General features: G+C 64.2%; 30 protein-coding genes. 16 read left to right on the top strand and 14 right to left on the bottom strand.

Annotated elements, in window-relative coordinates; translation table 11 throughout:
• Positions 1–280: 280 nt before the first annotated feature.
• Positions 281–673, top strand: coding sequence for an ankyrin repeat domain-containing protein (locus AC5P5R_RS15255; RefSeq protein WP_157803280.1), 393 nt, complete (start codon positions 281–283; stop codon positions 671–673).
• A gap of 88 nt (positions 674–761) precedes the next feature.
• Here the strand turns inward: AC5P5R_RS15255 and AC5P5R_RS15250 are convergent, their stop codons facing one another.
• Together AC5P5R_RS15250 and acuI are read right to left on the bottom strand one after the other, a co-directional pair.
• The gene (locus tag AC5P5R_RS15250; RefSeq protein WP_005410147.1) at positions 762–1,082 is read right to left on the bottom strand and encodes a hypothetical protein; all 321 of its coding nucleotides are present in this window, start codon (positions 1,080–1,082) and stop codon (positions 762–764) included.
• 146 nt (positions 1,083–1,228) lie between these two features.
• Positions 1,229–2,218, bottom strand: coding sequence for an acrylyl-CoA reductase (NADPH) (gene acuI / locus AC5P5R_RS15245; protein WP_100438705.1), 990 nt, complete (start codon positions 2,216–2,218; stop codon positions 1,229–1,231).
• A 101-nt stretch (positions 2,219–2,319) separates the two neighbouring features.
• Here acuI and AC5P5R_RS15240 point away from each other — a divergent pair, with 101 nt between their 5' ends.
• From AC5P5R_RS15240 to AC5P5R_RS15230, 3 genes are all read left to right on the top strand, one after another.
• Positions 2,320–2,667, top strand: a complete 348-nt coding sequence (locus AC5P5R_RS15240) for a winged helix-turn-helix transcriptional regulator (RefSeq protein WP_005410145.1) — start codon at positions 2,320–2,322, stop codon at positions 2,665–2,667.
• Between the two features lie 151 nt (positions 2,668–2,818).
• On the top strand, positions 2,819–3,682 hold the full coding sequence (locus AC5P5R_RS15235; RefSeq protein ID WP_100438704.1) for a Smlt3025 familytype IV secretion system inhibitor: 864 nt from the start codon (positions 2,819–2,821) through the stop codon (positions 3,680–3,682).
• 22 nt (positions 3,683–3,704) lie between these two features.
• Complete coding sequence (locus AC5P5R_RS15230) at positions 3,705–5,027, top strand: Smlt3024 family type IV secretion system effector (RefSeq protein ID WP_100438703.1); 1,323 nt, start codon at positions 3,705–3,707, stop codon at positions 5,025–5,027.
• A gap of 110 nt (positions 5,028–5,137) precedes the next feature.
• Here the strand turns inward: AC5P5R_RS15230 and AC5P5R_RS15225 are convergent, their stop codons facing one another.
• From AC5P5R_RS15225 to AC5P5R_RS15215, 3 genes are all read right to left on the bottom strand, one after another.
• Positions 5,138–5,335, bottom strand: coding sequence for a hypothetical protein (locus AC5P5R_RS15225; protein WP_005410142.1), 198 nt, complete (start codon positions 5,333–5,335; stop codon positions 5,138–5,140).
• A gap of 162 nt (positions 5,336–5,497) precedes the next feature.
• Entirely contained in the window at positions 5,498–7,639 is a 2,142-nt protein-coding gene (locus tag AC5P5R_RS15220) for a TonB-dependent siderophore receptor (RefSeq protein WP_100438702.1), read from the bottom strand.
• A 73-nt stretch (positions 7,640–7,712) separates the two neighbouring features.
• Positions 7,713–8,357 (bottom strand): TetR/AcrR family transcriptional regulator, encoded by a 645-nt coding sequence (locus AC5P5R_RS15215; protein ID WP_005410140.1) that lies wholly within the window; start codon positions 8,355–8,357, stop codon positions 7,713–7,715.
• An 82-nt stretch (positions 8,358–8,439) separates the two neighbouring features.
• Here AC5P5R_RS15215 and AC5P5R_RS15210 point away from each other — a divergent pair, with 82 nt between their 5' ends.
• Complete coding sequence (locus tag AC5P5R_RS15210) at positions 8,440–9,963, top strand: FAD-dependent monooxygenase (RefSeq protein ID WP_100438701.1); 1,524 nt, start codon at positions 8,440–8,442, stop codon at positions 9,961–9,963.
• Positions 9,964–9,971: 8 nt separating this feature from the next.
• On the opposite strand, the gene AC5P5R_RS15205 is transcribed toward AC5P5R_RS15210, so the two are convergent.
• The 7 genes from AC5P5R_RS15205 to AC5P5R_RS15175 all read right to left on the bottom strand — a co-directional run bounded on the left by AC5P5R_RS15205 (position 9,972) and on the right by AC5P5R_RS15175 (position 15,517).
• A complete protein-coding gene (locus AC5P5R_RS15205; protein ID WP_100438700.1) occupies positions 9,972–11,675 on the bottom strand; it encodes an ATP-binding protein in 1,704 nt (567 codons plus the stop codon).
• A gap of 182 nt (positions 11,676–11,857) precedes the next feature.
• Positions 11,858–12,106: a hypothetical protein gene (locus AC5P5R_RS15200; protein WP_005410137.1), complete on the bottom strand. Its 249-nt coding sequence runs from the start codon at positions 12,104–12,106 to the stop codon at positions 11,858–11,860.
• A 97-nt stretch (positions 12,107–12,203) separates the two neighbouring features.
• A complete protein-coding gene (locus AC5P5R_RS15195) occupies positions 12,204–12,449 on the bottom strand; it encodes a hypothetical protein (protein ID WP_100438699.1) in 246 nt (81 codons plus the stop codon).
• Between the two features lie 124 nt (positions 12,450–12,573).
• The gene (locus tag AC5P5R_RS15190; protein ID WP_005410135.1) at positions 12,574–12,843 is read right to left on the bottom strand and encodes a hypothetical protein; all 270 of its coding nucleotides are present in this window, start codon (positions 12,841–12,843) and stop codon (positions 12,574–12,576) included.
• Positions 12,844–12,929: 86 nt separating this feature from the next.
• The gene (locus tag AC5P5R_RS15185; protein ID WP_100438698.1) at positions 12,930–13,574 is read right to left on the bottom strand and encodes a hypothetical protein; all 645 of its coding nucleotides are present in this window, start codon (positions 13,572–13,574) and stop codon (positions 12,930–12,932) included.
• Positions 13,575–13,707: 133 nt separating this feature from the next.
• A complete protein-coding gene (locus tag AC5P5R_RS15180; protein ID WP_005413845.1) occupies positions 13,708–14,184 on the bottom strand; it encodes a hypothetical protein in 477 nt (158 codons plus the stop codon).
• Positions 14,185–14,278: 94 nt separating this feature from the next.
• On the bottom strand, positions 14,279–15,517 hold the full coding sequence (locus AC5P5R_RS15175; RefSeq protein ID WP_100438697.1) for an NADH:flavin oxidoreductase/NADH oxidase family protein: 1,239 nt from the start codon (positions 15,515–15,517) through the stop codon (positions 14,279–14,281).
• Between the two features lie 89 nt (positions 15,518–15,606).
• Between AC5P5R_RS15175 and AC5P5R_RS15170 the strand changes: the two genes are divergently transcribed.
• Positions 15,607–16,086, top strand: a complete 480-nt coding sequence (locus tag AC5P5R_RS15170; RefSeq protein WP_005410131.1) for a MerR family transcriptional regulator — start codon at positions 15,607–15,609, stop codon at positions 16,084–16,086.
• 16 nt (positions 16,087–16,102) lie between these two features.
• Here the strand turns inward: AC5P5R_RS15170 and AC5P5R_RS15165 are convergent, their stop codons facing one another.
• Together AC5P5R_RS15165 and AC5P5R_RS15160 are read right to left on the bottom strand one after the other, a co-directional pair.
• A complete protein-coding gene (locus AC5P5R_RS15165) occupies positions 16,103–17,314 on the bottom strand; it encodes an MFS transporter (RefSeq protein WP_005410130.1) in 1,212 nt (403 codons plus the stop codon).
• Between the two features lie 125 nt (positions 17,315–17,439).
• A complete protein-coding gene (locus AC5P5R_RS15160) occupies positions 17,440–17,859 on the bottom strand; it encodes an HD domain-containing protein (protein WP_043034643.1) in 420 nt (139 codons plus the stop codon).
• A gap of 130 nt (positions 17,860–17,989) precedes the next feature.
• Between AC5P5R_RS15160 and AC5P5R_RS15155 the strand changes: the two genes are divergently transcribed.
• The 10 genes from AC5P5R_RS15155 to AC5P5R_RS15110 all read left to right on the top strand — a co-directional run bounded on the left by AC5P5R_RS15155 (position 17,990) and on the right by AC5P5R_RS15110 (position 26,817).
• The gene (locus AC5P5R_RS15155) at positions 17,990–18,247 is read left to right on the top strand and encodes a hypothetical protein (RefSeq protein WP_005410128.1); all 258 of its coding nucleotides are present in this window, start codon (positions 17,990–17,992) and stop codon (positions 18,245–18,247) included.
• 36 nt (positions 18,248–18,283) lie between these two features.
• On the top strand, positions 18,284–19,963 hold the full coding sequence (locus AC5P5R_RS15150) for a type IV secretory system conjugative DNA transfer family protein (protein ID WP_005410127.1): 1,680 nt from the start codon (positions 18,284–18,286) through the stop codon (positions 19,961–19,963).
• A gap of 424 nt (positions 19,964–20,387) precedes the next feature.
• Entirely contained in the window at positions 20,388–20,834 is a 447-nt protein-coding gene (locus AC5P5R_RS15145) for a hypothetical protein (RefSeq protein ID WP_012480646.1), read from the top strand.
• 89 nt (positions 20,835–20,923) lie between these two features.
• Positions 20,924–21,970 carry a VirB8 family type IV secretion system protein gene (locus tag AC5P5R_RS15140; RefSeq protein WP_012480645.1) on the top strand — a complete coding sequence of 349 codons (1,047 nt, stop codon included), beginning with the start codon at positions 20,924–20,926 and terminating at the stop codon, positions 21,968–21,970.
• On the top strand, positions 21,967–22,746 hold the full coding sequence (locus tag AC5P5R_RS15135) for a TrbG/VirB9 family P-type conjugative transfer protein (RefSeq protein ID WP_012480644.1): 780 nt from the start codon (positions 21,967–21,969) through the stop codon (positions 22,744–22,746). Before AC5P5R_RS15140 ends, AC5P5R_RS15135 begins: the two co-directional genes overlap by 4 nt.
• Positions 22,743–23,996 carry a TrbI/VirB10 family protein gene (locus tag AC5P5R_RS15130; protein WP_012480643.1) on the top strand — a complete coding sequence of 418 codons (1,254 nt, stop codon included), beginning with the start codon at positions 22,743–22,745 and terminating at the stop codon, positions 23,994–23,996. The genes AC5P5R_RS15135 and AC5P5R_RS15130 overlap by 4 nt, the downstream gene beginning before the upstream one ends.
• 14 nt (positions 23,997–24,010) lie before the next feature.
• Positions 24,011–25,054, top strand: coding sequence for a P-type DNA transfer ATPase VirB11 (gene virB11 / locus AC5P5R_RS15125; protein WP_012480642.1), 1,044 nt, complete (start codon positions 24,011–24,013; stop codon positions 25,052–25,054).
• Between the two features lie 3 nt (positions 25,055–25,057).
• Positions 25,058–26,023, top strand: a complete 966-nt coding sequence (locus tag AC5P5R_RS15120; RefSeq protein WP_012480641.1) for a lytic transglycosylase domain-containing protein — start codon at positions 25,058–25,060, stop codon at positions 26,021–26,023.
• Between the two features lie 73 nt (positions 26,024–26,096).
• A complete protein-coding gene (locus AC5P5R_RS15115; protein WP_012480640.1) occupies positions 26,097–26,516 on the top strand; it encodes a TrbC/VirB2 family protein in 420 nt (139 codons plus the stop codon).
• Positions 26,509–26,817 (top strand): VirB3 family type IV secretion system protein, encoded by a 309-nt coding sequence (locus AC5P5R_RS15110; RefSeq protein ID WP_012480639.1) that lies wholly within the window; start codon positions 26,509–26,511, stop codon positions 26,815–26,817. Before AC5P5R_RS15115 ends, AC5P5R_RS15110 begins: the two co-directional genes overlap by 8 nt.
• Positions 26,818–26,883: the final 66 nt, after the last annotated feature.

Below are 26,883 nucleotides of genomic sequence, written 5' to 3'. Positions count from 1 at the left end.
TTGCAAGCGTCAATAGGGCTTATTGAGCCCCTAAGCCCACATGATAAGGGGCTTGGAAGCCGCCTGTGGTCGTCAGCTCGTGGATTGACCTCGGTACGGGCTTCGCGTGCGCAGGAAGTGGTCGGTGGAGTCGCGGGGTGTCGCGTTTATCGCGTGCATCCCGGATGCGGGCTCCGTACGTGCCACTATGCACCTGTGCAATGGTGTGCCACGATCCGGCGGCTCACTGCATGTTAAGTGGAAGCAGTGCTTGGAGAAAGGCCTGGGAGGGAATACCCCGATGAATGCAGTGGATCCGGAATTAATGAGGTTGCTGGCAAGGTTCGATGAGTGCCACACCTTCGAAGGCTGCGAGTTGACCAGTCCGGAAAGCCATGGGATCGACGACGATACGCCGCTGCATATAGCGGCGTTCAATAACGACGTGTATCTACTCAAAGAGTTGATGCCGTTCGTCACCAATATCGACGTGCTCGGGGATATTGGATTGACCCCGATGGCGAACGCCGTGATTAGTGAAAGCCTCGAGGCCGTTGTCTACCTTCTCTCCTGTGGTGCGGACCCCATGATCCTGGATGAAGTGGGCGATTCGGTGCTGGATATCATGAAGATGAGACCCCTCTTCAATCAGTTGGTTGAGCAGATCGAGAGCGAGCTGCCGGGGGCGGTTTGAGGTGGGCGAGGTGTGGGTGCTGGGGCGCGCTCGGGGCTCCGCAACCTGGGGCAGGCCGAGAAGATCACGGCGCTAGGATTGCGTACCATCACTCATAGGCGCGATCCTGCTTCGTCGGCGGTACTTCCACCACATCACCGCGTCGGATCAGCTCATCCAGATCCACCGCCGAAGCGGCCAGGGCATCCTGCGCATCGAAATCCCACTTGTCCTTGTACTCGCGTGCCAGCAGGTCGCAGACCGCTTTGGCACGCGGATAGGCATCGTCCTTGCCCTCGTTCTGCTTCAGCGCATCGCGATGGATCTGGCACAGCATGAGCTGGTGCGCATCCTCGGCGCGCTCGCGCTCCCAGGTGATGTCGGGCAGGCCCGAAAGCGCAGCGGCAAGTGCGAACGCGGTCATTGGCATGTCGGGTGTCCAGGCAGCGATGGGAACCCGAGCGTATGCGAGCGGCAGTGGCTCGGGGACACCACCGCCCGCGTCGTTTCACTGCATGTTCACCATTCGCCGCAGCATGGAAGCTGCATCAGATGCAGTTGATCCAGACTATCTGCTCACGCATTCACATCCACGACAATCCGCCCACGCACCTTGCCCGGGATGATCTGCTCATAGACATCCAGCACCTCGGCAAGCCCAATCAGCTGCACTGTGCTTTCAAGCTTCTGTGGATCCAGGTCGGTGGCAAGCCGATCCCAGGTGCGCTGGCGAACCTCCTGCGGCGCATTCACCGAATCCACGCCGGCAAGCGTCACGTTGCGGAGAATGAAGGGCAGCACCGAGCCATGCAGCTCATCACTCTGCGCCAGCCCGCAGGCGGCCACGGCGCCTCGGTATTTCGTCTCGGCAATGGCGTTGACGAGGGTAGGGCCACCGGCCACATCCACCACCCCAGCCCAGCGTTCGGCGCTCACCGGCCGCTCGCGCGGTTCTGAAAGCCGCGCGCGATCGATGATCTCGGCGGCGCCCAGGCTGTGCAGGTACCTGGCGTGTTCCGGGCGCCCGGTGGCTGCCACCACGCGATAGCCCAGCTTTGAGAGGATCGCCACCGCGATCGAACCGACGCCACCGTTGGCGCCGGTCACCAGCACATCGCCCTTTTCGGGCGTCAGCCCCGCATGTTCGAGGGCCAGTACGCACAGCATGGCGGTATAACCTGCGGTACCGATGGCCATGGCGTCGCGGGTGCTGAAGTTGCCGGGAATCCGGTTGAGCCATTCGCCCCGCACGCGCGCGCGCTGGGCCAGCCCGCCGTGATGTCCCATGCTCAGGTCCCAGCCATTGAGCACAACGCGGTCGCCTGGCTGGAAGTCGGCTCTACTGGATTCCAGCACCACACCTGCCAGATCGATGCCGGGAATGAGCGGGAACGTCCGGATGACCGGACTCTTGCCGGTCAGGGCGAGCGCATCCTTGTAGTTCAGCGTGGAGTACTCGACGTCCACCAGGACGTCGCCGTCCATCAGATCGGCTTCATCAAAATCGACCAGCTCGGTCGAAACCTGGTTGTTCGTCTTGCGGCTGAGCAGTGCTTTGAACGTCATGCTGGGCCTCACATTCAAGGAATGGGGCCATGCTAGGCTCGCACCGTCATCGCAACAAGAACGATGAATTTCCGTAGGTACTATGGTTTTCAGGAGTATGCATGCGTAGCAGGCGTTGGGATGGCAAGAGCGGTTGCGCGGTGGAAGTCACGCTGTCGGTGATGGGCGGCGTGTGGAAGCCGATCATTCTGTTTCACCTGATGACAGGCAAGCGACGTTTCATGGAGCTGACCCGGCGTGTGCCCAACGCCACCCAGTCCATGCTGACCAGCCAGCTGCGGGAACTGGAGGCTGACGGGGTGGTGATCCGCCACGTGTACCCGGAAGTGCCGCCGAAGGTGGAGTACGAACTTTCTGAATTCGGCCGCACGCTGGTGCCGGTGCTGCTTGCCATGCGCGAGTGGGGTGAAACCTATCGCGGCCATAAAGGCACGGACAGCAACGGCTGAGACCTGGAGTGGAGTGCCGAAGCAGTATCCGCAGTACTGCAGGCAGCGCATGTGGCGCGCCGCCTGGTTTCATGAAGGGCTGCGATGCGGTTCCTGTTCCGTGGACGCCCGGTTGCCTATAGTGGCGCTGGAACCCTGCAATGGAATGCCCATGCACGTGATGTCCCCCAGCCGGTGTCTGACGCTTGCACTTGCCGTTGCAGTGAGTGCCGGCGCCTGTGCGCGGCCACCGTCCAACGAACACGAAAGGAATTCCGCCATGTCCGGCGCAACCCAGACCGGCCGCACGATCAACGGCCACACCTATACCGATGCGCCCGTGGACGTGAAGCTCGGGCCGAATACCTTCCGCATTCCAGCCAACTACCTGGACAGCCAGATCGCACCGTGGCCGGGCGAGGGCGTGACGCTGGTCATCGAGTGGCCGGACATGAAGCCGACGGCGCCGGGTGCGCGGGCGAATCCACGTACGAATGATTTCCGGAAGGAGATTGCTGTGGCGATCGATTACATCGATCGCGCGCCAATCGAAACATCATTGGAGCGATTGTCCTCTAATCAGGCATCCACCGAGGAAGGATCGGTGGAGCGAGGGGATCCTCGGGATCGGCTCGATCTGCGCATTGCGCGGCCCGACGTCATGGGTCTGACGCCTTACGCCATCGATGAAACGAGGATGGGGGTTTTCTCGAAGGAATACGAAGCACGCTATGGAAAACCGCCCACGCGCAATCCTGCCTTTGAAGATGACTGGTACATCGCGCGCGCTCCCAACGGCGGCCTGGCCACATTCATCAAATGCGAAAGCCCGGCGTTCCGGGGGGATGGCGTTCGCCTGCAGGGCGATCAGGTCATCAGTGAGCAAGGACAAGCCGCCGCGGGGTGCTTCCACTATTTCTCGGATGTGGAGAACAAGCTTTCCATCTCGCTGAACTACAAGCGGGCCTTCCTGGCGGACTGGAAGCGGATGGAAGATGCGGTGCGGGATGTTCTCGCGCGCTCCCGCGTCCGGTAGTGAATGCATTCAGGAGCAGGCTATGAGTGGATTGACGCAAGAGAATCTCAAGATTCTGGCCAGCTATGCCAAGGCCGGAAACCGCGAGTTGTACTGGAACTATCTGTCGCAGCTGCCAGATGCGGATGGCTATGGCACGCTTGCGCTGGGTGTTGTTCGCAACGACAGCCTGCCAGGCCGCGTTGCAAACAGCTACGCGCAGGATTACGCCCGTGATCAGGAGGGCAAGGGCTCCGGCTTTCCCGATGCGCAGCTGAGCGAGCGCCAATGGGAGATGTTTGGGCAGACGCTTCTGCGCCAGGACCTGGAGCGACGCCTGTACTGGATGGAGCAGGGCCGCCCAGACCTGGCACTGAATCTTCCCGGCAAGGATGTAATGCTGGCTCACGACCGTGCATTTGAACGGCATGAACTCGATCCCAACTGCTGGACGCCGCGCGTGTTGCTGCAGGCGGCTGAGCAGAAGAGCGGCCCCGCGAAGCTGGAGCAGATCTGGACCAACATGCTCAACAATGACTACGCCGGAGGCCCGCGTGTAGGCAACACCAGCGTCGATGCCATCAGCCAGATGGGATGGACGAAAGGCGGCCAGTACCTCACCCGGTTGAGCGTGCTGGAAGCCACCCAGGCCCTGGAAGGGCGCTCGGCGGTCGATCCGAACGTCATCGGTGGCAACAGCTACTACGCGATGTACTTCGAGGCGGACAGGAAATGGGCCAGCATCAGTGCGGGCGGCGGTCACATGTCGCTGCGCGAGATCACCGATCCCTCACGTATCGCCGAACTCAACGACGCGCGCGAGGTTCGTCTGGAGCGCCTGGAGAAGCGAACCCAGTTCCACCCGGACGACCCATATCGGACCATTACCCGCAGCCCGCTGACCGCAGCGGTGGACGACGTGGCGGATCCCTCACAGGCGCCGACCCGTCTGGCCGACATTGGTCCTGGCCACCGTGAGTACACATTGCTGCAGCAGGTGCGCGAAGGCGTGGCCGCGATCGATGCCAGCGCGGGACGTACCCACGATGAGAACAGCGAGCGTCTTGTGGCGAGCGTGATGGCCTTGGCCCGCCGCAACCAGCTTGAACGCGCCGATCACGTGCTGCTGAGCGCCCAGACGGCCGACGCTCCCGCAGGGCGGAACGTGTTCGTGGTGCAGGGCGAGATGACCGACCCCGCCCACCTGCGCGTTTCAATGCCCACGGATATAGCAGTACAGACGCCGGTTGCGCAGTCGTTGCAGCAGATGAATGCGATCGACCTGGATCGCCAGCAGACTGCCGGGCAACGCCAGCAGGAAATTGATGTGCAGGCGCGCGAGAACCATGCGATGCGGATGGGATGAAATCACACCGCCAGTCGCGTATGGAACCTTTTCAGTAGTAAGGCGCAGCGCCTGCCAGCCAATGCCAGCCCCCGAAATGGGGGCCGGCACGCATCACGGCAGTGCGTGACTTACGGGATGGTGCAGCCGCTGTTCCGCAGGCAACGAGCAAACGCCGGGTAACAGACCTTCTCGCCATTACCCGCCGCCAGGCACGCGTCATACGCGGTGTAGCAAGGGGTACAGCGGGACTGCGCGGAGGCACTGCCGATTCCCAGGGTCAGTGCAGCAGCCGCAATAGCAACAGACAGCTTGAATCCAATCTTCATGCTTCACTCCGTTGATAGCCCTCCTTGGGCAACGGCAACGCTACAGGCGGAGGAGATCGTGCACAAGTGACTGGAAGTGCCGACGGTTTCGGACGTGCGTGAACCAGTGCCATGCAACGACCTGCTTGCCGACAGTGAATTCAGCGCTGCAAATGCTTCCGGTCAGAAGCTGTAGGCCGCCTGCACATACACCCGCCGTGGATCTCCGGGGAAATGCCCGTTGCGTTCAATGAAGCCACTGGCCGCGTACACCTTGTCGAACAGGTTCTTGACGTTGGCCTGGAACTGCCACTGCCTCCACGTGGTCTTCCAGCTCATGTCGAACACGGTGTAGGCCTTGACGGTCTGCCCATCCAGGCTGACGCGCTCGCCGACGTGATCCGCGCCAAAACCGATGGCGGAGTTGATCGCCGGCAGGTCATAACGCGTCCACAATCCCAGCTTGTTGCGCGGCGCATTGGCGAATCGGTCACCGGAGGCGTTGGTGATGCCATTCGGGCCGGCGTCCTTCACCCGCGCATCGTTGTAGGCGTAGGTCAGGTTCAGCACCCAGCGCTCGCTGAGGTCGGCCAGAAGGTCAAGCTCCATGCCGGTACTGCGTACCAGGCCCAGCGCGGCCAACTGGTTCACGCCACCGATCACCTCGCCGGTGGCCTGCACGATGTTGCTGCGGTCGATCCGGTAGGCCGCCATGTTCAAGGTCACACGGTCGGCCAGCAGCGACTTCATGCCCACTTCCCACTGCTTGCTGCGCTCGGCATCGAACGGTCCGCCAGCGGCCGGGTTCTGGTTGGCGGCACTCTGCGGCACGAAACCACTGGCGACGTTGGCGTAGACGTTCAGGCCCTCGCGCACGGTGAACGTGCTGCCCAGCCGCCAGCTGAGATCGTTGCCATCCACACTGTTGCCAGTGATGCGATCCTCATCCTTGAAGCCATCCCAGCGCACCCCGGCCAGCACATGCCAGCGCGGGCCCAGTGCCAGTTCGTCCTGCAGGTAGCCGCCATGGCGCTTGCTGCGGGTGGATGTGCTGCGCCAAGGCAGGGCCGCCAGGTTGTAGTCGTGCCAGGTACTGGCGCCGTACACGGGATTGAACAGGTCGATGCCGCGCACCGGCCCGGCGCCACGCGCAAGGTCAGCGCTGTTCGCGGTCTGTGCGGTGAAATCCGCATCCAGCTGGTACACATCGGCGCCGAACAGCACCTTGTGCTCAACCGTGCCGGTGGCCACCCGCCAGACGGCATTGCCGTTGGCAGTGAATGCTTCGTTGTCGCGTATCTGGTTGCGCAGCTGGCGGGTCATCCACTCGGCCACGCCATCGCGGTCACGATCGATCAGGCCCATCGGCTCGTGGTACATCTGGTGTTCGTTGTTGCTGAACCAGCGGGCGGCGAAGTCCAGGTCCAGAGTGTCGCTCGGCGCGAAACGGTACTGCGCCAGCGCCACTTTGGCGCGCATGTCGAGGAAATCACTGGCCTCGTTGTGGTTCCAGCGGCGGTCGGTCAGGAACGTGCCTGCATCGTTGACCGGCACGCCACGCAGGCGGTTGCCGCCAAGGTTCTGGGTGATGTCGGTGAACTGCAGCACCAGCTCGCCGGTCTGGCCAACGTCGAAGGCCAGCGAGGCGTCGCCGATCACGCTCTCGCTGTCGGTATTCCAGCGCACGCCCTGTTCACTGTCGGCATAGAGCCCGGCGCGATAGCGTACGCTGCCGGCGGCATTCAACGGCCCGGTACCCTCGATCGATCCGGCACGGAAGTCCTTGTCGCCGAGCTGGACCTCGATGCGGCGTTCGGCGCTGGCTTTCGGCTTGCGGGTCACGTAGTTGATGACACCGCCCGCATCACCCCCGCCATACAGCGCGCCTGCCGGCCCCTTCAGCACTTCCACGCGCTCGATGTTGAACAGTTGCGGCACCGAAAATCCTGCGTACGGGTCGCCGCGCAGGCCGTCATACAGCACGTTCTCCTGGCGGAAGCCGCGCAGGGTCACCCCGGCATAGCTGAAATAGCTGATGCCGCTGATGCTGCGATAGAGGTCGGTCACCTGACGCGCGGCCTGGTCGTCGATCAGTTCACGCGGGATGACCTGGATCGACTGTGGGACCAGCTCCAGGGGCGTATCGGTGCGGGTGCCGACCGCGGCATCGTCTACCCGATACAGTGTCTGTGCGCGTCCGCGGACTTCGACCTTGTCCAGATCCTTGGGTGCGGCAGCGGAGGACTCAGCTGCATGCGCAAGGGGCGCCACGTGCAGGGTCAGTGCCAGGCACAGGGTGCGTTGCAGGGGCATGGGCAGGGGCATTGGGGAGGGTCACGTGTCTGCAAATGAGAAAGATTAGCATTGGCGATACTTCGACGCCTATTCCCCGGATGCGCTATGGACGCGCGCCGGGGTCCGTATACGGGGTGCCCGCCAAGGCCACCAGTACCCCGGTGGCACCGCGCACGATCAGCTGCCGCATGGCCTCACGCGGGTCCTTGCCCTGCAGCTGGCTTGCCAGTCCTTTCTCATAGGCCGCCACCATCGACGCCAGCAGCATGGCCGCGCCCAGTCGCGCTTCGGCGTCATGTTCGGGCCGGCCGACAGCGTGGGCCATCAATCGCGCCAGATCGTCAGTCAACTGCGCCTGCAGCCGTCGCGCGTGCGCGACCAGTACCGGGCTCTCCGCCACGGTGCCCCAGAAGGCGACAGCGCCGGCATTGATGCGCAGCAGCGGATGGCCAGCCTCCAGCAACTCACGAACGAGCGACTGGAAGGCCGCGAGCGGGGTCAGGCCGCTGCGCGCCATCATGCCCTCGCGCAGCAGCGTGCGCGCCTCCTCATCCCGGTCGAACACCAGGTCTTCCTTGCTGGCGAAGTAGTTGAAGACCGTCTTGCGTGAGACGCCCGCGGCTTCGGCGATCTCGGACATGGAGACGGCCTCGAAGCCGCGCCGGATGATCAGCTCGGTGGCGACGTCCGAAATCGTTTGTCGGGTCACGGCCTTGCGTTGTTCGCGGCGGCCAGGAGGCGGGGTCATGGGCGGTTCACTTGTGAAAACGTACACCGAGTGTAACATTTGATCCGCCAGAGCGCCGACCCGGCGCTCAAAAGGAATCTCGATGCTGTACGACGTCGTCATTGCCGGTGCTGGCCCGGTTGGCCTGTTCCTGTCCTGCGAACTGGCCCTGGCCGGGTGTTCGGTGCTGGTGCTGGAACAGGCCGGGTCCGCCGGTTCGCCGTTGAAGCGCCTGCCATCCGGGCTGCGCGGCCTCAACGCCCCCACGCTGGAGGCACTGGATCGGCGCGGCCTGTTGGACGCGGTCGCCGCGACGCAGGTGCTCAAGCCCGACAAGGGCGCGCCGCCGCCCGGCACCGCCCATTGGCTGGCGCAGCCGCGTGCGCTGGGTGGGCACTTCGCGGGTATTCCATTTGTACTGGACGATGTGGACCAGGCGCGCTGGAGCTGGCGCCTGCCGACACCGGTGGGCACCCAGATGGCGGTGGAGTTGCAGGCCCTGGAAGCGGTGTTTGCCGAACGTGCGACTGCGCTGGGCGTGCGCATCGAACGCGGGCGTGCGGTACAGGCGGTGGATGCGCACGAGGCGCAGGTTGCCGTGCACACCGGCTCCGGCAGGGTCCACGGCCGCTGGCTGGTCGGTTGTGATGGGGCCCGCAGCACGGTACGCAAACAATCGGGCTTCCTCTTCGCTGGAACCGGGCCAGAGTTCACCGGTTACACGCTGCTGGTCGAACTGGCAGATGGGTGTGTACTCACACCAGGCCGACAGTTCACCGATCACGGGATGTGCAATTTCAACCCGCCAGGCATGCTGGCGCTGGCCGATTTCGATGGTGGCGCCGGCCATCGCACGCCACTGGACCGGCACACCGCGCAAGCGTTGCTGCGGCGGGTGTCTGGCCGCGAGGCAACGATCACTGCATTGCACCTGGCCACGACATGGACCGATGCTGCGCGCCAGGCGACGGCCTATCGCAGCGGACGTGTGCTGTTGGCAGGTGATGCCGCGCACATGCATTCGCCGTTGGGCGGCCAGGGACTGAACCTCGGCATCGGCGATGCGATGAACCTCGGTTGGAAGCTGGCCGCCGTGGCGCGGGGCAAGGCCGATGAGGCGCTGCTGGACAGCTATCAGGCTGAGCGCCATCCGGTGGGTGCCAAGGTGCTGGACTGGTCGCGCGCGCAGGTTGCGCTGATGCGACCCGGGCCCGGTTCGCGCGCACTGGCAGCGATCATGGCCGACCTGGCCGGCACCCGCGATGGGGCCACGTATCTGGCCGAGCGGATCTGGGGTGTTTCGCAGCAGCTGGATCTTGACGGAGACCACCCGCTGGTCGGCAGGAACGCGCCGGATTTCCGGTTGGTCGATGGCCGCCGCCTGGGCGAACTGCTGAGAGCGGGGCAGGGGGCGCTGCTTGTTTTCGACCCGGCGTCTTCGCCGCCGCAGCATGGCCAACGCTGGCAGCCTTCCATCGCCTGCGCCGCAGATACTGGGGATGCGACATCGGGCCTGGGGGCGGTGCTGGTGCGCCCGGATGGCATCGTTGCCTGGGTCTGTGGCACACGGGGGGATATGTCCGGCCTTGATTCAGCGCTTGCTTCCTGGACCGGTCCGATCCGGTGATCTGCCCGCTAATGCGCAGTCACCATCGTCTGCGAGCGACAGCTGGCCTCGGTCATCACCAAGGCCAGCTGCTTCAGTGAGTAGGGCTTGCGCAGCAGCGTGAAACCGTGGCCTGGATCGCGGGCCAGCAGTTCGCTGTAGCCACTGGTGAGAATGATCGGAAGATCGGGCAGGCGGCTGCGGATGGTGCGGGCCAGATCCAGCCCATTGGTCCCGGGCATGACCACGTCGCTGAACACCACGTGGAAACGCGCAGCGTCGCGCTCGAGCTCCGCCAGTGCTTCGTCGGCATTGCGCGCGAGTACGACGTTGTACTCAAGCTCGCGCAGCGCACCGACTGCAAATTCGGCCACATCCACATTGTCTTCCACCACCAGCACGCACAATCCGTGACCATGCAGCAATCCCGGTTGCGCGGTCGGCAGCTCGATGGAGGCGTTAGCCTGCGCCAGCGGCAGATACAGCGTGAAGCGCGTACCGACACCGGCCTGGCTCTGTACGTCCACTTCGCCCTCGGACTGCTTGACGAAGCCGAACACCTGGCTGAGGCCAAGCCCGGTGCCCGCGCCCACTCCCTTGGTGGTGAAGAATGGCTCGAAGATCCGGTCCACCACGGACGGATCGATACCGGCACCGGTGTCGCTGACGCTGATCGCAGCGAAGTTGCCTTTCATCGGCGCCGCGAACCGCACGGAAGGCACCGATGTCAGCTGTTCCACATCGATCGTCACCTTGCCGTGGCCGTCGATGGCGTCGCGCGCGTTCACCGCGATGTTGATCAGTGCGGTGTCGAGCTGGGTCCGGTCCAGCAGCACCGGCAACGGGGCGTCGGGCAGGTTCACCGACACGGAGATGCGTGCACCCAGCACTGTGGTGATGATGTCTGAAAGCGCGCGTACGCTCTCGCAGAGGTCGAATACCTGCGGCGACAGGCTCTGCCTGCGCGAGAACGCCAGAAGCTGGGCGGTCAGGCGAGTGGCGCGGTCAGCGGCGGTTTCGATCGCCTGTACATAGCGCAGGCGCGCATCTTCGGCCGGCCAGGTATGCAGCAGCATGTCCACGGAACCGGTGATGACCTGCAGCAGATTGTTGAAGTCGTGGGCAACGCCGCCGGTCAGCTGGCCGATGGCCTCCAGCTTCTGCGACTGCCGCAGCTGTTCGCGGGCGCGTACCAGTTCAAGATGGGCCTCGCGTGCCTGCTCGGTGATGGCCGCCACCTGGCGGGTGTGCCGGTCGCGTTCGATCACCCGTTCGGTCTGCTCGCTGACCATGCAGATGATGCCGGCCACGCCTCCGCAACCGGCACGCAGCGGCGAGTAGGAGAACGTCCAGAATGTCTCGCGCAACGTGCCATCACGGTCCATCATCAACGGCATGTTCTTGAAACTGCGGCTCGTGCCGCCAAAGGCGTCGTTGACAGCATCGACGACGTCGGCCCAGACGTCCGCCCAGACGTCTTCCAATCGGCTGCCCATGGCGCCGTGCAGCTTGCCGCCCAGCATCGGCAGGTAGGCATCGTTGAAGAAGAACGCCTTGTTGTCGCGGCCCCATGCGATCCACAGCGGCTCCGGAGAATCCAGGATCATCGCCAGCAGAGCGCGAAGTTCGGGAGGAGCGTTGATCGCGTCGGTGGAACGGGCCCAGTCGCTGTCCTGCAGCAGTCGGTAGGCGAGTTGATCGGGTGCCGAGACAGGAAGGGGGAAGGGATGCATGGCCGTGCGCGAAGAAAGGTGCCGCAGCTTAGCCGAGGTGATGTCATTGCGCCCTGCACAGCTCCTTTGCCCTGGCTGTCATCGGCCCTGCGCGGCGGACGAGGTGGCTCACGGGGCGCCCGCTGACTGCACCATCATCCCTGCGCCAACAGCCTGCGTCGTGGCACCGTCGTATTGCAGCCTCAGACACCAAGAAGCGAATTCACCTGCCAATCGGCAACCCGCGCATGGCTCACCGCCTGATGACTGCCGCATCCGTCGCAGCGGAACAACGCGCCGCCCGGCAGCTGGACCAGATTGTCTTCGCTGGCCGAGCGGGTTTCAGAGCAATGCCGGCAGATGACAGTGAGCGCCGTAATGCGCTCCACCCCGCCAGACAGGTCGAACACAGCTTCAAAGGCATGGATGACAGGGTGACCAGTGGCCGGCATCGGGAAAGTCGTCGTGATGGGGAGGCCTTATCCTGCCCCCCCGATCGTGACGGGCTGGTCATCCGCATGCATTGGAACGATCAAGATGCCCGGCGGATCAGAGATCCTTCTTCTTGCCGCTCAGGTCGATCGGCCTGTCACTGCCCTTGCGCTCGCTCGACCACACTTCCATGCTCTTGTTGCAGCGGCTCTCGCGGGCAGCCACTTCGGGCGGCACGTCCTTCAGATGCGGCGACTCCTGGCAGGCCTGGTGCATGTTGCTGTCGTCATACGTGGCACAGGCGCTGAGCGTGGCCAGGGCAAAGGCGGTGAGGGAGGCGCGAAGCAGGGGCTGCAGGATCATGGGGAGTCTCGGGTGGTGCCGGGCTGGCCATGGAATTCAAATCCGTGACCCCGGGCACGAGCAATCCGTCCAATCGCACTTGTTATTCTGTAACAGATGCGCGATAGTCCGGCGCCTGCTGCTGTCAGGCGACGCAGATCATCAGGATCATGCTCAGCGCCAGCATCAGCACGAATACGCGCCGGCTCAGCGCAAGGCAGGCCAGGCAGGCGGCCAGTGCCCAGGCAGCCAGCAGCGCGCAGGCCAGCAGCCACAGCCCGATCACGATCAAGGATCCGGTCGCCAGCGCCGACAACGCGATGGCCTTGTACAGAGCCACGCCCAACACGCTGCCGAGCACGCCCGCCTGCAGGGCGATGGCATCGTGATGTGCGGGGGCAGGCGCGTGGAGCATGGTGGCTGGATGGTTCCAAGCGTGAGCGGCGCGCGTACTGTGCCCGAATACACATCCACGCCATGTGTACTTCGCCGACGGCGCGATCAGTGACGGCGGCGCGACAGCAATAGCCCAATGCCCACCACGGGCACGATCCCAAGGATCGGTGCTTTGTACAACGGCCAGCCATGCAGTACGCCCGTGATCACCAGTGCCGCCGTCGCCAGCAACAGGCCCGCACCCCAAACGCGTGCGGGCCAGGCACCGAAGAAATGGCGACGTTGCGGAGCCGCGGCAGCGTTGGCGGGCCGATCTGCGAGCGCCTCTGCCAGTGCGTCCCGGAAGGTTGGGAAATCATGCATCGATGCCCGCGTGCGCTGCAGCAGCACGCTCGGTCCATCGATCAGGATCAGATCGACATGATCGTCCAGGTTGTAGGACCGGATCTGCTTGAACGGGAGAGGAGGACGGTGCTGGAATACCAGACGATCCTGTTCCAGTACCACCCGGTCCCGTTGTGGGGAATAGACAACGAAGCCGAGAATCAGCGGCGACAGCGTGAAAATCGCTGCCGCGCCCAGTGCCGGAAGCGGCCCAAGTTCGGGCGCGACGGCGACCAGGAGTATTGCCAGTGGTCCGGCTCCGGCGGCAAGGATGGCGTACTGGTGATAGCGTCTGAAGATGCGTACTTCGCTGCCGATTTTCCGCGGGCGGGCGGGGAGACGGGAGCGGGCGGTGGGTGACTTCATGGACTGCGTTCGATCACGGCTTTCCGGCAAGAAAGCGTGGCGTCGCGTTGCAATGAAGTCCATACAACTATTCCGAATCCGCCCTCGCTGGACCTCTATGTGCGTCTTCGCGCGCCTTCGCCCATGCATCTGCTCAGTCGAACTCGCCCTCGGCCGATTCCAGCCGCTGCCGGTACGCCGCCCGATGCTGGTACAGGCGCTGGCACTCGGCGGACCGGTGGATCCGGCTGGCCGGTTCGTTGGCCACGGCGTCGCACATCCTTGCGATGTGGTTGTTGGACGCCAGTTCGGTCACGAAGAACACGGCGGTGATGCCGGTACCCAGCAGCACGACATAGAGCAGGCGGCTGAGCCAGCGCGTGCGCTTGCGCTCGAAGTGCTGCTGGAGGGTCAGGTCGAAGCGGATGATGCTGAGCACGATCCAGATGATCGCGACCAGGAAGCAGATGGTAGGCAGCAGGCCTCGCCAGAGTCCTGCTTCGTACACCGACTCGCTGTAGTGAACTGCTGCCCCGGCACCTGCGATGGCGATCGCCAGCGCCCAGTTACGGCCCAGCGAGAGCAGGTCATCGAGCAGCTTCTCCCGGTTCCTGGTCGATCCTGCTGCCACGTGGGTTCCGTCTCCATGCTGCGACCGGCGGCGGAACTGCCGCCGATCCTGCAGATGGTGGAGCATCGCTGCGGCGATGAGAAGACCGCGCGGCTCAGTGCGCGATAGCGCGGGCGCCGATCCAGCGCCGGTAGCGGCGGGTCCGACACTTTGCGGCCGCCTGTGCCAGCAGCAGGGCCCATACCGGTGAGACCGTGGGTGCGGTGGGGCGGCGCCGGCTCAACCGGCCCAGCTGATACTTCACTGCGGCCATGTGCGCACTGGCCGCCAGCGGCTTGCTGCGCCAGTTGATGTTGCGCAGTGTCGGCACCGGATCGCGGCCCTGTTGCCAGTGCCGCGGCAGATCCGGCTCGATCGCCAGCGCGGTGGCGATGCCGACCATGGCCACGCCGCTGGCCAGCACCTGCTCTGCCACTTCGCGGCGGCGGATGCCGCCGGTGACCATCAGCGGCATCGTTGCCACCGTGGCGATCTCGCGCGCGAATTCGAGGAAGTACGCCTCGCGGGCCACGCTGCGCTGGTCGCGTGCGGCGCCGGTCATGGCCGGTGCTTCATAGCTGCCGCCGGACAGTTCGACCAGATCCACGCCGAGGGGCGCCAGCATCTCGACCACGTCGCGCGCGTCCTCGGGCGAGAAGCCGCCGCGCTGGAAATCGGCGGAGTTGAGCTTCACCGCCACCACGAACGTGGGCGCCACCGTCGCGCGCACACCCTGCACGATCTCCAGCAGCAGGCGCGCACGGTTCTGCAGGCTGCCACCCCAGCGGTCATCGCGGCGGTTCGACAGCGGCGACAGGAACTGGCTGAGCAGGTAGCCGTGCGCGGCATGGATCTCCACGCCGCTGAAACCGGCGCGCTCGGCCAGCTCGGCACTGCGGATGAAGCGGGCGATCACGTCTTCAATATCCGCCTCGGTCATCGCCCGCGGCGGCGCGAACTGTTTGGACAGTGCGCCCATGTCCAAGGGGACCGCCGAAGGCGCCAATGCCGGCTGGCCGAGCGCGGCCGGCATCTGCCGCCCGGGGTGGTTGATCTGCATCCACATCTGCACCCCGCGCGAGCGCGCGGTGTCGGCCCAGGCGATGAAACGCTCCAGGTGGCGATCGTCCTCCAGCACCACGCCGCCGGGGCCGGTCATGGCGCGGCTATCAACCATCACGTTGCCGGTGATGATCAGTCCGGCGCCGCCGTCGGCCCAGCGCTGGTACAACTGCAGCAGCGCTTCGGAGGGGGCGTGGTCGGCGTCGGCCATGTTCTCCTCCATCGCCGCCTTGGCGATGCGGTTGCGGATGAGGGCGCCGGAAGGCAGCGCCAGGGGCGAGAACAGCGACATGGGACAGCTCCAGGACAGGGGAATGGTGCTACGCTAACCTTCAAGTTTTATTGAAGGTCAATGGGTTCCGATGTCGAGGATTCAGGCAGATGAAGATCGGTGAGCTGGCCCGCCGCACGGGCCTGGCGGCGTCACGTATCCGCTTCTATGAGGAGGCAGGGTTGCTGGTCGTCCAGCGGCAGGCCAACGGCTACCGCGACTACCCGGAGCAGGCGGTGCTGCTGCTGGAGCTGATTACCGGTGCGCAGCGCGCCGGCTTCAGCCTGGAGGAGATACGCGCCTTGCTGCCACCGGACATGGGCCAGTGGCAGCACGACGCATTGATCTCGATGCTGCAGCAGAAGGTGGCCGACATCGAGGCGCTGCAGTTGCGGCTGGCAGAGAGCCGGGCGCACCTGCTGGCCCTGATCGAGGACATCCAGGCGCGGCCGGAGGGCATCGACTGCGCGGCCAACTCGCGGCGGGTGCTGGAGCGCGTCAAGCGCGGTGAGCTGGCGCGCCCGACACTTGCGGCCGGCGATACGGCGTTGCTGCGGCCGGATCGCCGCCGCCGCGCGGGCAGCAGCTGACGATCCGGCGCGAAGGTCAGTGACTGCCCACGCCGGCTGTCTTGCGCTTCCTGTCCAGCATCACCGCCACGCACCACAGCAGCAGGCCGCCGATGGCGGTGGCGGCACCGACATAGCCAGTGCTGGCCGGGCTGAAGCCGGCACTGATCGCCATGCCACCCAGCCACGGGCCGAGTGCATTGGCGGTATTGAAGGCGGCATGGTTGGAGGCGGCGGCCAGGGTCTGTGCTTCGCCGGCCACGTCCATCAGGCGCGTCTGCAATACTGCGGCCAGCGCGCCCATGGTGCCGACGGTAATGATCATCGGGCCGATGGTCCACACCGACTGCGCGGCCAGCGGATACAGCAGCAGCATCACGATCGACCACAGCAGCACCACGGCGGCGGCCTTGAAGTGGAACTTGTCCACCAGCCAGCCACCGGCGATGTTGCCGATGATCGCGCCGATGCCGAACACGCCCACCGCCAGCGGCATCCACGATTCGGCCACGCCGGTGACCTGCACCAGGGTCGGTGCCAGGTAGGTGAACACGCAGAACATGCCGGCGAAGCCAACGGCGCCGATCGCCAGCGCCAGCCACACCTGGGTGGTGTTGAAGGCGCGCAGTTCGCGCATCGGCGAGGTACGGACCTCGTCCGGGTCCGGCAGCAGGAAGCGCGCGATCATCGCCACGGTGGCGATGGCCAGCACGCTGACCAGGGCAAAGGCGGTGCGCCAGCTCAGCTGCTGGCCCAGCCAGGTGGTCAGCGGATTGCCGACCAGGATCGCGATCGACAGGCCCAGCAACACGCGCGACATCGCCTGGCCGCGCTGGCCGGCCGGGCTGATCGCGGCGGCAACCAGCATCGCCACGCCGAAGTAGGCGCCATGCGGCAGGCCGGCGACGAAACGCGCAATGAGCATCGTGCCGTAGTTCGGCGCCAGTGCGCTGGCCAGGTTGCCGACGGCATAGAAGCCCATCAGTGCCAGCAGCAGCTTGCGGCGAGGGAAGCTGGCGCCGACGAAGGCGAGGATCGGGGCGCCGACGACCACGCCGATGGCGTAGGCGCTGATCAGGTGGCCGACCTGGGTTTCGGAAATCGACAGGCCGCGGCTGATCTCCAGCATCAGGCCCATGCTGGCGAATTCACTGGTGCCGATGGCGAAGCCGCCCAGCGACAAGGCAAGGATGATCAGGGTGCGCTGACGGGGCGTCAGCCGCGCAGCCAGGGAAGAGTTGGGGCTCATGCGGGGCGCGATGGGGGCGGGGAGCCGGTCATTGTACTGCTGCACCGCAACAAGGGCAGCAGCACTCAGGGTAAATCAGCGTTTGATCGGTGACACGTTCGCCCACCCGCCATCGCGCGGCGCGATCAGATGCCCAGCGCTGCCCGGGCGTGCGCATACTTGCCGCGCAGGCGCCCGGCCGTCGCCGCGTCGAGCATCGCCAAGCGCTGCGGATCGGCGTTGTCATCCAGATCGGCCTGCTTCACCTTCAGTGCCAGCGGGTGGGCGGCAATGCGCGCGTAGTAGCTGTCCGCGTCGGGGGCCGCGTCGCGGTTGAGCAGGTGGACCGCCTCGCGCAGCGGGGCGGGAAAGACCTCGATCCGTGCGGCAAACGCCGGGCAGTCTTCGGCTACGTCATGCAGCCAGGCCACCACTTCGGCGTCATCGTCGCCGCGCACCGCGGCCGCCACTCGCGCCACATGGCAGATGTAAGGCTGGCCGGCCTTGTCCGTCTGGCCCGTGTGGGCCTCGGTGGCCAGCGTGCGTGCAAGTGCTACCCAGTCCATTGCAATCTCCTTGGATATCCGCAGACAGTTTCGCGCAGAAGCCGTAGCGCTTGTGCATACGCCGATGACACTGCGATGGGCATCATGGCGGGGCAGGGGACGCAGTGTTGCCCCGACAAGGAGGAATGCGATGCAGGAATTCAGGCATGTGCTGGAAACCCGTGGCCGCTATCAGCTGGTAGCAGTGTCCTACGAGCCGGTGTACGCTCCGGGCGATGTGGTCGGCCATGCGGTCGTCGCCGACGATGGGGATCGTCTGACCGACCTGGTATCACTGGCCGAAGCGCGCCAACTGCTGTTGCAGCGGGTGCGTGAAGAGGGCGAAGAGCCCGGGCTGGAGAACGAAAACAACCTGCGGAAGAAGGCGTCGCGCTGGCGCCGCCGCTAGGCCGTCGCGCCCTCGTGCGCATCATGGAGGATTCGGGTGTTGCCCAGTAAGAAGTATCTGCTCATCGCCATCGTCACGCTGGCGACCCTGCTGCTTGGTTTCGTGTTTTCCGGCTACCTGACCCTGTTGTTCCTGGGGTTGGACACCAAGCTGTTCACCTGGAACACGTACTACCAGTACTACCACGCCATCGGCCAGCCGCAGGTTGCGCCGTTCGTGGGCAAGATCAAGTGGGCCGGCTACGTGGGCTTCGGCCTGCCGCTGCTGGTCCTGCTGGTGACCGGTCTGGTGCTGCTGCTGAAGAAGGACAAGCGCTCGCTGCATGGCGACGCGCGCTTCGCCACCGGCGCCGACCTGTCCAGGCATGGCATGTTCAAGAAGACCGGCCAGAGCATCGTGGTCGGCAGCCATGGCGGCAAACTGGTGCGGCTGGATGGCCAGCAGTTCGTGATTCTTGCGGCACCCACCCGTTCAGGCAAGGGCGTGGGCGTGGTCATCCCGAACCTGCTGGAATACGGCGAATCGCTGGTGGTGCTGGACATCAAGCAGGAGAACTTCGACCTGACCAGCGGCTGGCGCGCCAGCCAGGGCCAGGAGATCTACCTGTTCAATCCCTTCGCCGAGGATCGGCGCACGCACCGCTGGAACCCGCTCAGCTATGTCTCCGATGATCCGGCATTCCGGGTGTCGGACCTGATGAGCATCGCCGCGATGCTGTATCCGGACGGCGCCGAGGACCAGAAGTTCTGGGTCAGCCAGGCGCGCAACGCGTTCATGGCCTTCACCCTGTATCTGTTCGAAAACTGGGACGACGAGCGCAGCAGTGGCTTCCCGGGCGGCTCGGGCACGCCGACGCTGGGTTCTGTCTACCGGTTGTCATCCGGCGATGGCACCGATCTGAAGAAGTACCTCAAGGCCTTGTCGGAGCGTTCGTTCCTCAGTGGCAACGCGCGTTCGGCGTTCGCCAACATGCTGTCCCAGGCCGACGAGACGTTCGCCTCGATCCTGGGCACCTTCAAGGAACCGCTCAATCCCTGGATCAACCCGGTGCTGGACAAGGCCACCAGCAGCAACGACTTCCTGCTGACCGACGTGCGCAAGAAGAAGATGACCATCTACATCGGCATCCAGCCGAACAAGCTGGCCGAGAGCCGGCTGATCATCAACCTGTTCTTCAGCCAGCTGATCAACCTCAACACCAAGGAACTGCCCAAGTCCAACCCGGACCTGAAGTACCAGTGCCTGCTGCTGATGGACGAATTCACCTCGATCGGCAAGGTCGAGATCATCGCCTCGGCGGTGTCCTACATGGCCGGTTACAACATCCGCCTGCTGCCGATCATCCAGAGCATGTCCCAGCTCGACGCCACCTACGGCCGGGAAGTCTCGCGCACGATCATCACCAACCACGCGCTGCAGATCCTGTACGCGCCGCGCGAGCAGCAGGACGCCAACGACTATTCGGACATGCTGGGCTACACCACCATCCGCAAGAAGAACGTCACGCACGCCCGCGAGAAGACCCACAGCTTCACCGAGGAGCGGCGGGCACTGATGCTGCCGCAGGAGCTGAAGGCGATGGGGCCGGACAAGGAAGTGTTCCTGTACGAGGGCATACCGCATCCGGTGAAATGCGACAAGATCCGCTACTACAAGGATCGCTACTTCACCTCGCGGCTGCTGCCGAAAGTCGACGTTCCCATGCTTAACGTCTAATTCACGTCGTTAAATTTGTGACGTAGATTCATATTCACTGACGTGAAAACGTGAGTTGAGTCAAGAATTCGGCATTTGTTCATAGATTTTCAGACTTGTCTGACATGGAATTGACGCGTGGTTGTGCGACCCTGTGCATGCCGTTCAGAAATGTGTGATGGATGGCAGATGTTGTAGAGCAGGGTGGCCAGGAGTTTGTGCCATGAAACATGGATGGTTTCGACGTTGGTGAGGTATGCGGGTGTGTCGCCGGCAGTGTCTGGCGGCCCCGCGACTTGGTTGGCAGCCGTTGGCTGCAGGGGAGCCGGAGTGGGTGTGCTGCCAGTCAGTGCGTCGCTCCGATTCCGGCGTGCGCGACGCAGCGCCGGACGACCAGGGGACCAATGCTCGGGACTGCTTTTTCGTACGTCAAAGTGAAGCCCGTATGAATCAGGCGTTTATCGCGAAAATGTCCATCGCCGCAGTGGCGGCGTTGATGGTGGCCGGTTGCGCCACCAAGTCCGCTCCCGATTTCGGAGGCCGCTGGAAGCCGGTGAACCGCTTTGCTGCGGCAACCACCGAGATCCCGCTGTACTCCAGTTACGTCTACCAGGCCTCGCCGATGGATGGCACGCTCAAAGCCATGCTCGAGCGCTGGGCCAAGGATTCCGGACGCACGCTGGATTACCGCCTGAGCTCGGACTTCACCCTGTACGGCGCGGTCTCCAACATCGATACCACCAACGCTCAGCAGGCCGTGATCGATCTGACGGCGGCCTATGCAGCGCAGGGCATCTCCGTCTCCATCGTTGGCAACCAGATCGTTGTGCAGAGCGCTGGCTCGACGCCGACCGCGTCGGCACAGGGCGCTGATTCCAACAGCGGCACCTGAGTCCACCTCGAAATCATCGAACGTGCCGCTCCCCGCGCCTGTCGCAGGGGTGCCACGCCCATTGATGTTTCAGCAGTACGGAAGAATCCATGTTCCGCAAGAAGGATCCCGGCAATAGTCCCAAGGTCGAGCAGTCGGTCGCCAAGGCGGTCAGCTACGAGATCACCGTGGCCGACATGGCGCGTCGCAGTGAGCGCCGTGCCTGGTGGGTCGCCACCGGCTCATTGCTGATGTCGCTGGCACTGGCTGGCGGCTACTACTACATGCTGCCGCTGAAGGAGAAGGTGCCGTTCCTGGTGATGGCCGATGCCTACACGGGTACCGCTACGGTGGCGCGCCTGAGGGGCACGTTCCAGGGCGAGACGATCACCACCAACGAAGCGGTCAACCGCAGCAATGTCGCCCAGTACGTGCTGGCGCGCGAGTCGTACGACTCCGCGGTGATGGGGTTGCGCGACTGGGAGCTGGTGTTCGTCATGTCCAGTGATGCCGTGGCCGCAAGCATGAAGCAGCGCTATGCCAGCAACAATCCGCAGAATCCGTTCGTGATGTACGGCCGGGGCAAGGCGATCAGGGTCAAGATCCTCAGCATCACCCCGCTGGGCGTGCAGGCGAACGGCAGCTTCCGTGGCGCGTCCGTGCGCATCCAGCGCAGCCTGCTCGACAAGCGCAGCGGTGTGTCGACCTATCTGGACAACCAGCTGGTCACCATGCGCTTCCAGTACAACCAGAATCTGGCGCTCTCCGAACAGGACCGCGTGCTCAACCCATTGGCGTTCCAGGTCACGGAGTACCGTGTCGACAACGACTATGCGCGCGGGGTGCCCGTGCCGGATGACGGTGCCATGCAGCAGCAGGCCCAGGATGCCGCGCAACAGGCACAGCTCGCCGCGCAGCAGGCGCAGGGCATGTACGTTCCGAACAATCCGGCCGCTGCCACCATGATCGATCCCGCCACCGGTCAGCCTGTCGCAGTGCCGGCCAATGGGCAGATGCAGCCGATGCAGGGTGCGCCCATGCAGGGGCAGCCGGTCCAGGGGCAGCCGATGCCGGGGCAGGGCGCGCCGGGACAGCCGGCAATGATGCCGGCACCGAACCATTCCACCGGAAATGCTGATGGAGCAAGCAACCGATGAGTAGTCGAAAAATCAGGGGAAGCGCGTGGGCGCTGCTGTCGTTGCTGTCGCTGGTGTTTTCCAGCGCGGCGATGGCACAGGCAGTTGACCACTACGAGTATGAGAAGGACCGCATCTACCCGGTTCGCACCGGCCTGGGCCTCACCACCCAGATCGAGCTGAGCCCGAACGAGAAGATCCTCGACTACAGCACCGGCTTCAGCAGCGGCTGGGAACTCACCCGTCGCGAGAACGTGTTCTATCTCAAGCCGAAGAACGTCGACGTCGACACCAACATGATGGTGCGTACCGAGACCCATTCGTACATTTTCGAGCTGAAGGTCGTTGCCACCGACTGGCGCCAGCTTGAGCAGGCCCGTCGCGCCGGCGTGCAGTACAAGATCGCATTCGTCTATCCGAATGACACTGTGTTCGGCCCTGCCCAGTCGGCGGTCGAGGAGGAGGCGCAGCCGCTGCTCAGTACCGAGCTGGCCAAGGATCGCCAATACAACTTCAACTACTCCTATTCGACCAGCAAGGCCAAGAAGATGGGATGGCTGGTCCCGGTCAACGCCTACGACGATGGCCGTTTCACCTATCTGAAACTGCCCAACTCGCCCGAGTACAAGACCGGTATCTTCCCGGCCGTATTCGGTCGCGAGAAGGAGTATGGCGAGGATTTCGTGGTCAACACCACGGTTGAGGGCAATACGCTGATCGTGCACGGGACGTACCCGTACCTGGTCATCCGCCACGGCGACTTCGTCGTCGGCCTGCGAAGGAACGTGAAGAAATGAGCCAGCAGAACACTCCCGAAAACGATCCGAATCCGTCTCCGTACGGACAGGGGCCTGCGGCTCAGGAGCCATCGGCGAACCCTTACTACGGGCACGCGCAGGCAGAGGCGGCGCCGGATCTGGATGCCAGTGCCCCACAGCTTCGCTCTGCGGAAGAGCAGCGCTTGAACCGCAAGGCGCTGTTGTTCCTCGGCGGCATCCTGGTGTTGTTGCTGGCCATGGGCTTCCTGCTGCTGCGCAAGGGCAAGGAAGACGCTGAAGAAGCCAAGGCGCCGCCGCAGGTTGCACGTTCGAGCACCCCCGACCTGCCGATCATTGCACCCTCCGCGATTCGCGAGGCTGCCCGGGAAGCCGCCGAGCCCATTCCGATGCTGCCGCCACCGCCGCAGGAAACGATGGGCCCGACGTTCATTCCTCGTGCCGAACCCGAGCGCGAGGTCGAGCGTGGCCCGAGTCTGCTGGATCGCCGCATTGCCGGTAGTGGTGGCGCAGGCGTGGGCACGGGCGACGCTGGCGGCCAGGCCGCAGCAGGGGACAACGACGATCCCTACATGCAGGCCACGTTGGCTGCGCTGCAGGCGCAGAACGGCAATGCTCCGCCGGCCAAGGTGCGCCGCGGGCCTGATGTGGAGGATGTGTCCAATGCTTCCTACATCCGGAGCCCCGACGCGCTGCTGGTGCGTGGCACCTATCTGCGTTGTGTACTCGAGACCCGCATCATCACCGATCTTGCAGGTTATACGTCGTGCCTGTTGACCGAGCCGGTCTACTCGATCAACGGCCGCAGCCTGCTGCTGCCCAAGGGGTCCAAGATCTATGGTGCGTACGGTGGCGGTCCCAAGGGCAAGCGCGTGGAAGTGATCTGGGATCGCATCACCACGCCCAATGGCATCGACGTGGCCATGTCCAGCCCGGGCGTGGATCAGCTGGGTGGTGCCGGTCATCCTGGCCAGTACAGCGCGCACTGGGGTAGTCGCATTGCGTCGGCGTTGATGATCAGCCTGATCGCCGACGCCTTCAAGTACGCCGCAGCCGAACATGGCCCAGAGTCGACGACGGTTTCCAGCAATGGTTTCGCCGTTCGTTCGCCCTATGAAAGCGCCACCGCGCGCACGATGGAGCGTCTCGCCAACGAAGCCCTCACCAGTTCGAATCGCCCGCCGACTGTCACCATCAACCAGGGCACCATCGTGAACGTCTACGTCGCCAAGGACGTTGACTTCACCAACGTGCTCAACCCGCGCCGGTAACCCGAAGAACAACCATGGACGCCGAAGTGTCACCCCTCGCCCTCGTTTCCAGCGATTTCCTGCGCTATCAGTACGAAGTGCTGGGCATCGCCGAGTACATGACATCCCCGGAAGTGACGGAAATCTGCATCAACCGTCCCGGTGAGCTGTACCTGGAAACCCGGGCCGGGTGGCAGCGGGTGGACGTGCCGGGCCTGACCTTCGAGCGGGCCCGGCAGTTCTGCACCGCCGTAGTGAACGAAAGCAACACCGGCCAGCGCATCACCGATGCCGATCCGGTGGTGTCGCTCACGTTCCCCACCGGCCAGCGTGCGCAGTTCGTGATTCCACCTGCCTGTGATGCCGGCAAGGTTTCGATCACGATCCGCCTGCCGTCCAAGCACACCAAGTCGCTCACCCAGTACCACGAGGATGGTTTCTTCAACCAGATCCTGGAACAGGATGGCAGTCTGAGCGAGCAGGACCGCGAGCTGCTGGAACTGCGCCAGCAGCGCGAGTACGCAGAGTTCTTCCGTCGTGCGGTGATGTACCGCAAGAACATCGTGGTCTCCGGTGCGACCGGTAGCGGCAAGACCACCTTCATGAAAGCGCTGGTCAATCATATCCCGGACAACGAGCGCCTGGTCACGATCGAGGACGCACGCGAGCTGTTTCTGACCCAACCCAATGTGGTGCACCTGCTGTACTCCAAGGGCGGGCAGAGCACCAGCAATGTCAGCGCAAAGAGTTGCATGGAAGCCTGCCTGCGCATGAAGCCAGAACGCATCATCCTGGCCGAGCTGCGCGGTGACGAGGCGTTCTACTTCATCCGCAACTGCGCATCGGGCCACCCGGGCTCGATCACCAGTTGCCATGCCGGTAGCCCGGAGCAGACCTGGGATCAGCTGGCGCTGATGGTGAAGGCCTCGGCCGAGGGTTCGGGCCTGGAGTTCAACGTGATCAAGCGACTGTTGATGATGACCATCGACATCGTCGTGCATATCAAGGCGCATGCCGGCTCGCGCTACATCACCGGCATCGACTTCAATCCTGGGCGTGCCCAGGGGCAGGAGGGCTGACCAATGCTGCCAGGACTGGAAATGATGGCGTGCCCGGAAATGGCCGTCTCGATGGACGTGATGCAGCACGTCATCAACGTGGAATCGTCGCGCAACCCCTATGCCATCGGCGTGGTCGGCGGCGCCCTGGTGCGCCAGCCCAAGGCCCTCGACGAGGCGCTGGCCACCGTTCGCATGCTGGAGGAGAAGGGCTACAACTTCTCCATTGGCCTGGCCCAGGTCAACCGTTACAACCTGGGCAAGTACGGGCTGGATTCCTACGAGAAGGCCTTCCAGCAGTGCCCGAACCTGCAGGCTGGTTCGCGCATCCTCGCCGATTGCTACAAGCGCTCCGGTGGTGACTGGGGCAAGTCGTTCAGCTGCTACTACTCGGGCAACTTCGAGACCGGCTTCCGTCACGGGTACGTGCAGAAGATCTACGACTCGATCCGCCGCGGTCAGCAGGTCGCAAGCAACGGCGTCGCGCCGATTGACGTGGTCAGCCGCGGCGAGCGTCGGGTGGTCAGGGTCGAACATCATCCGCAGACGGCCTCGCCGGCCCAGGCACGCATCGTCGCCCAGGCCAGTGCGCCGGTGTACGTGCCGTCCAATGACCCGGCCCGCGCCTACACCGTTTACCCATCCACCGGTGCGATGGCCCGCGGCAGCCTGCTGAATATCGCCGACCAGGCGGTATCGCGCGTGGTGCTGGGCTCGGTCGATCGAATGATGCAGCCACAGGCACAGCGTGGAAACGACATGCCGCAGCAGGCTCCGCAGCCGTATCAGCAGCCTGGTGCGGCGCAGGGCGGGGCAGCCATGCCGCAACAGCTTCCCGGGATGGCTGCCGGCGCGAACGCGCCGGTGATGCTGCGCCCGTGGAATGAGCGTAACGCGCCGGCAGCGGACACCCAGAATTTCTACAACGCACCGGCGCCCCGTGCGCCGGTGCAGCAGATTCCCGCAGGGGATGCGGCCTTCGTGTTCTGACGAAGTCGTGGTGCGACCGGTCCCCCGGCTGGTCGATTCAGTTGTGTTAGTCCATCAACAAGGAAATCAATCCATGAAGCGATTCAATCTCGACCTCGTCCAGGCCCAGCGCACGCTGAAGACCATGCTGATGGCCGTCGCATTCGCCGGTGCTGTGTTCGCTCCGCAGGCCCTGGCCGGCACTGACTTCGGTGGTACCGATGGCAAGGTCTGCGGCTTCTTCTCCAACATCAACGGTCTGCTGAACATGGCCTCGATCGCCGTGGTCACGATCGCCGTGATCTTCGCCGGTTACCAGATTGCGTTTGCCCACAAGCGCATCGGTGACGTGGCCCCGATCCTCATCGGCGGTGTGCTGATCGGCGCGGCAGGCCAGATCGCGCGCATGCTGCTCGGCAAGGAGGCTGGCAGCTGCGAAAAGGTCGGTGGTGGCGACGGCGCTGGCATGGCGTTTGAAATGATCAAGCACGCCGTCCAGTACTACAGTGCATAAGAACGTCCTGTTCCGGGGATGCACGCGCCCAGCGATGTTCCTGGGCGTTCCCTACCTGCCATTTTTCATGGTGGCGGGTGGGTTGTTGCTGCTGAGCATGTACACGAACTTCTGGTTTCTGCTGACCATCCCGGTGGCCATTTTCATCATGCGGCAGATGGCCAAGCGTGACGAGATGATCTTCCGCCTGCTGGGCCTGCGCCTGATGTTCAAGCTCAAGGTGCGCAACGTGCAGGAGCATGATGGCATGTGGGTGTTCAACCCGAATCACTACCGCAACAAGCCAGCCCCCAGGGATTGAGGGCTGGATCCGGCCAGGCGGGCGTTGAGCGCCCGCCTGGCCAACTCCGCATCTTTGTCGGCAGTA

The organism is Stenotrophomonas sp. YJH_SMC_19 (assembly GCF_059367915.1).
Note: the sequence above shows the minus strand (reverse complement) of the source record. Positions and strands in the feature narration are given on the sequence as shown.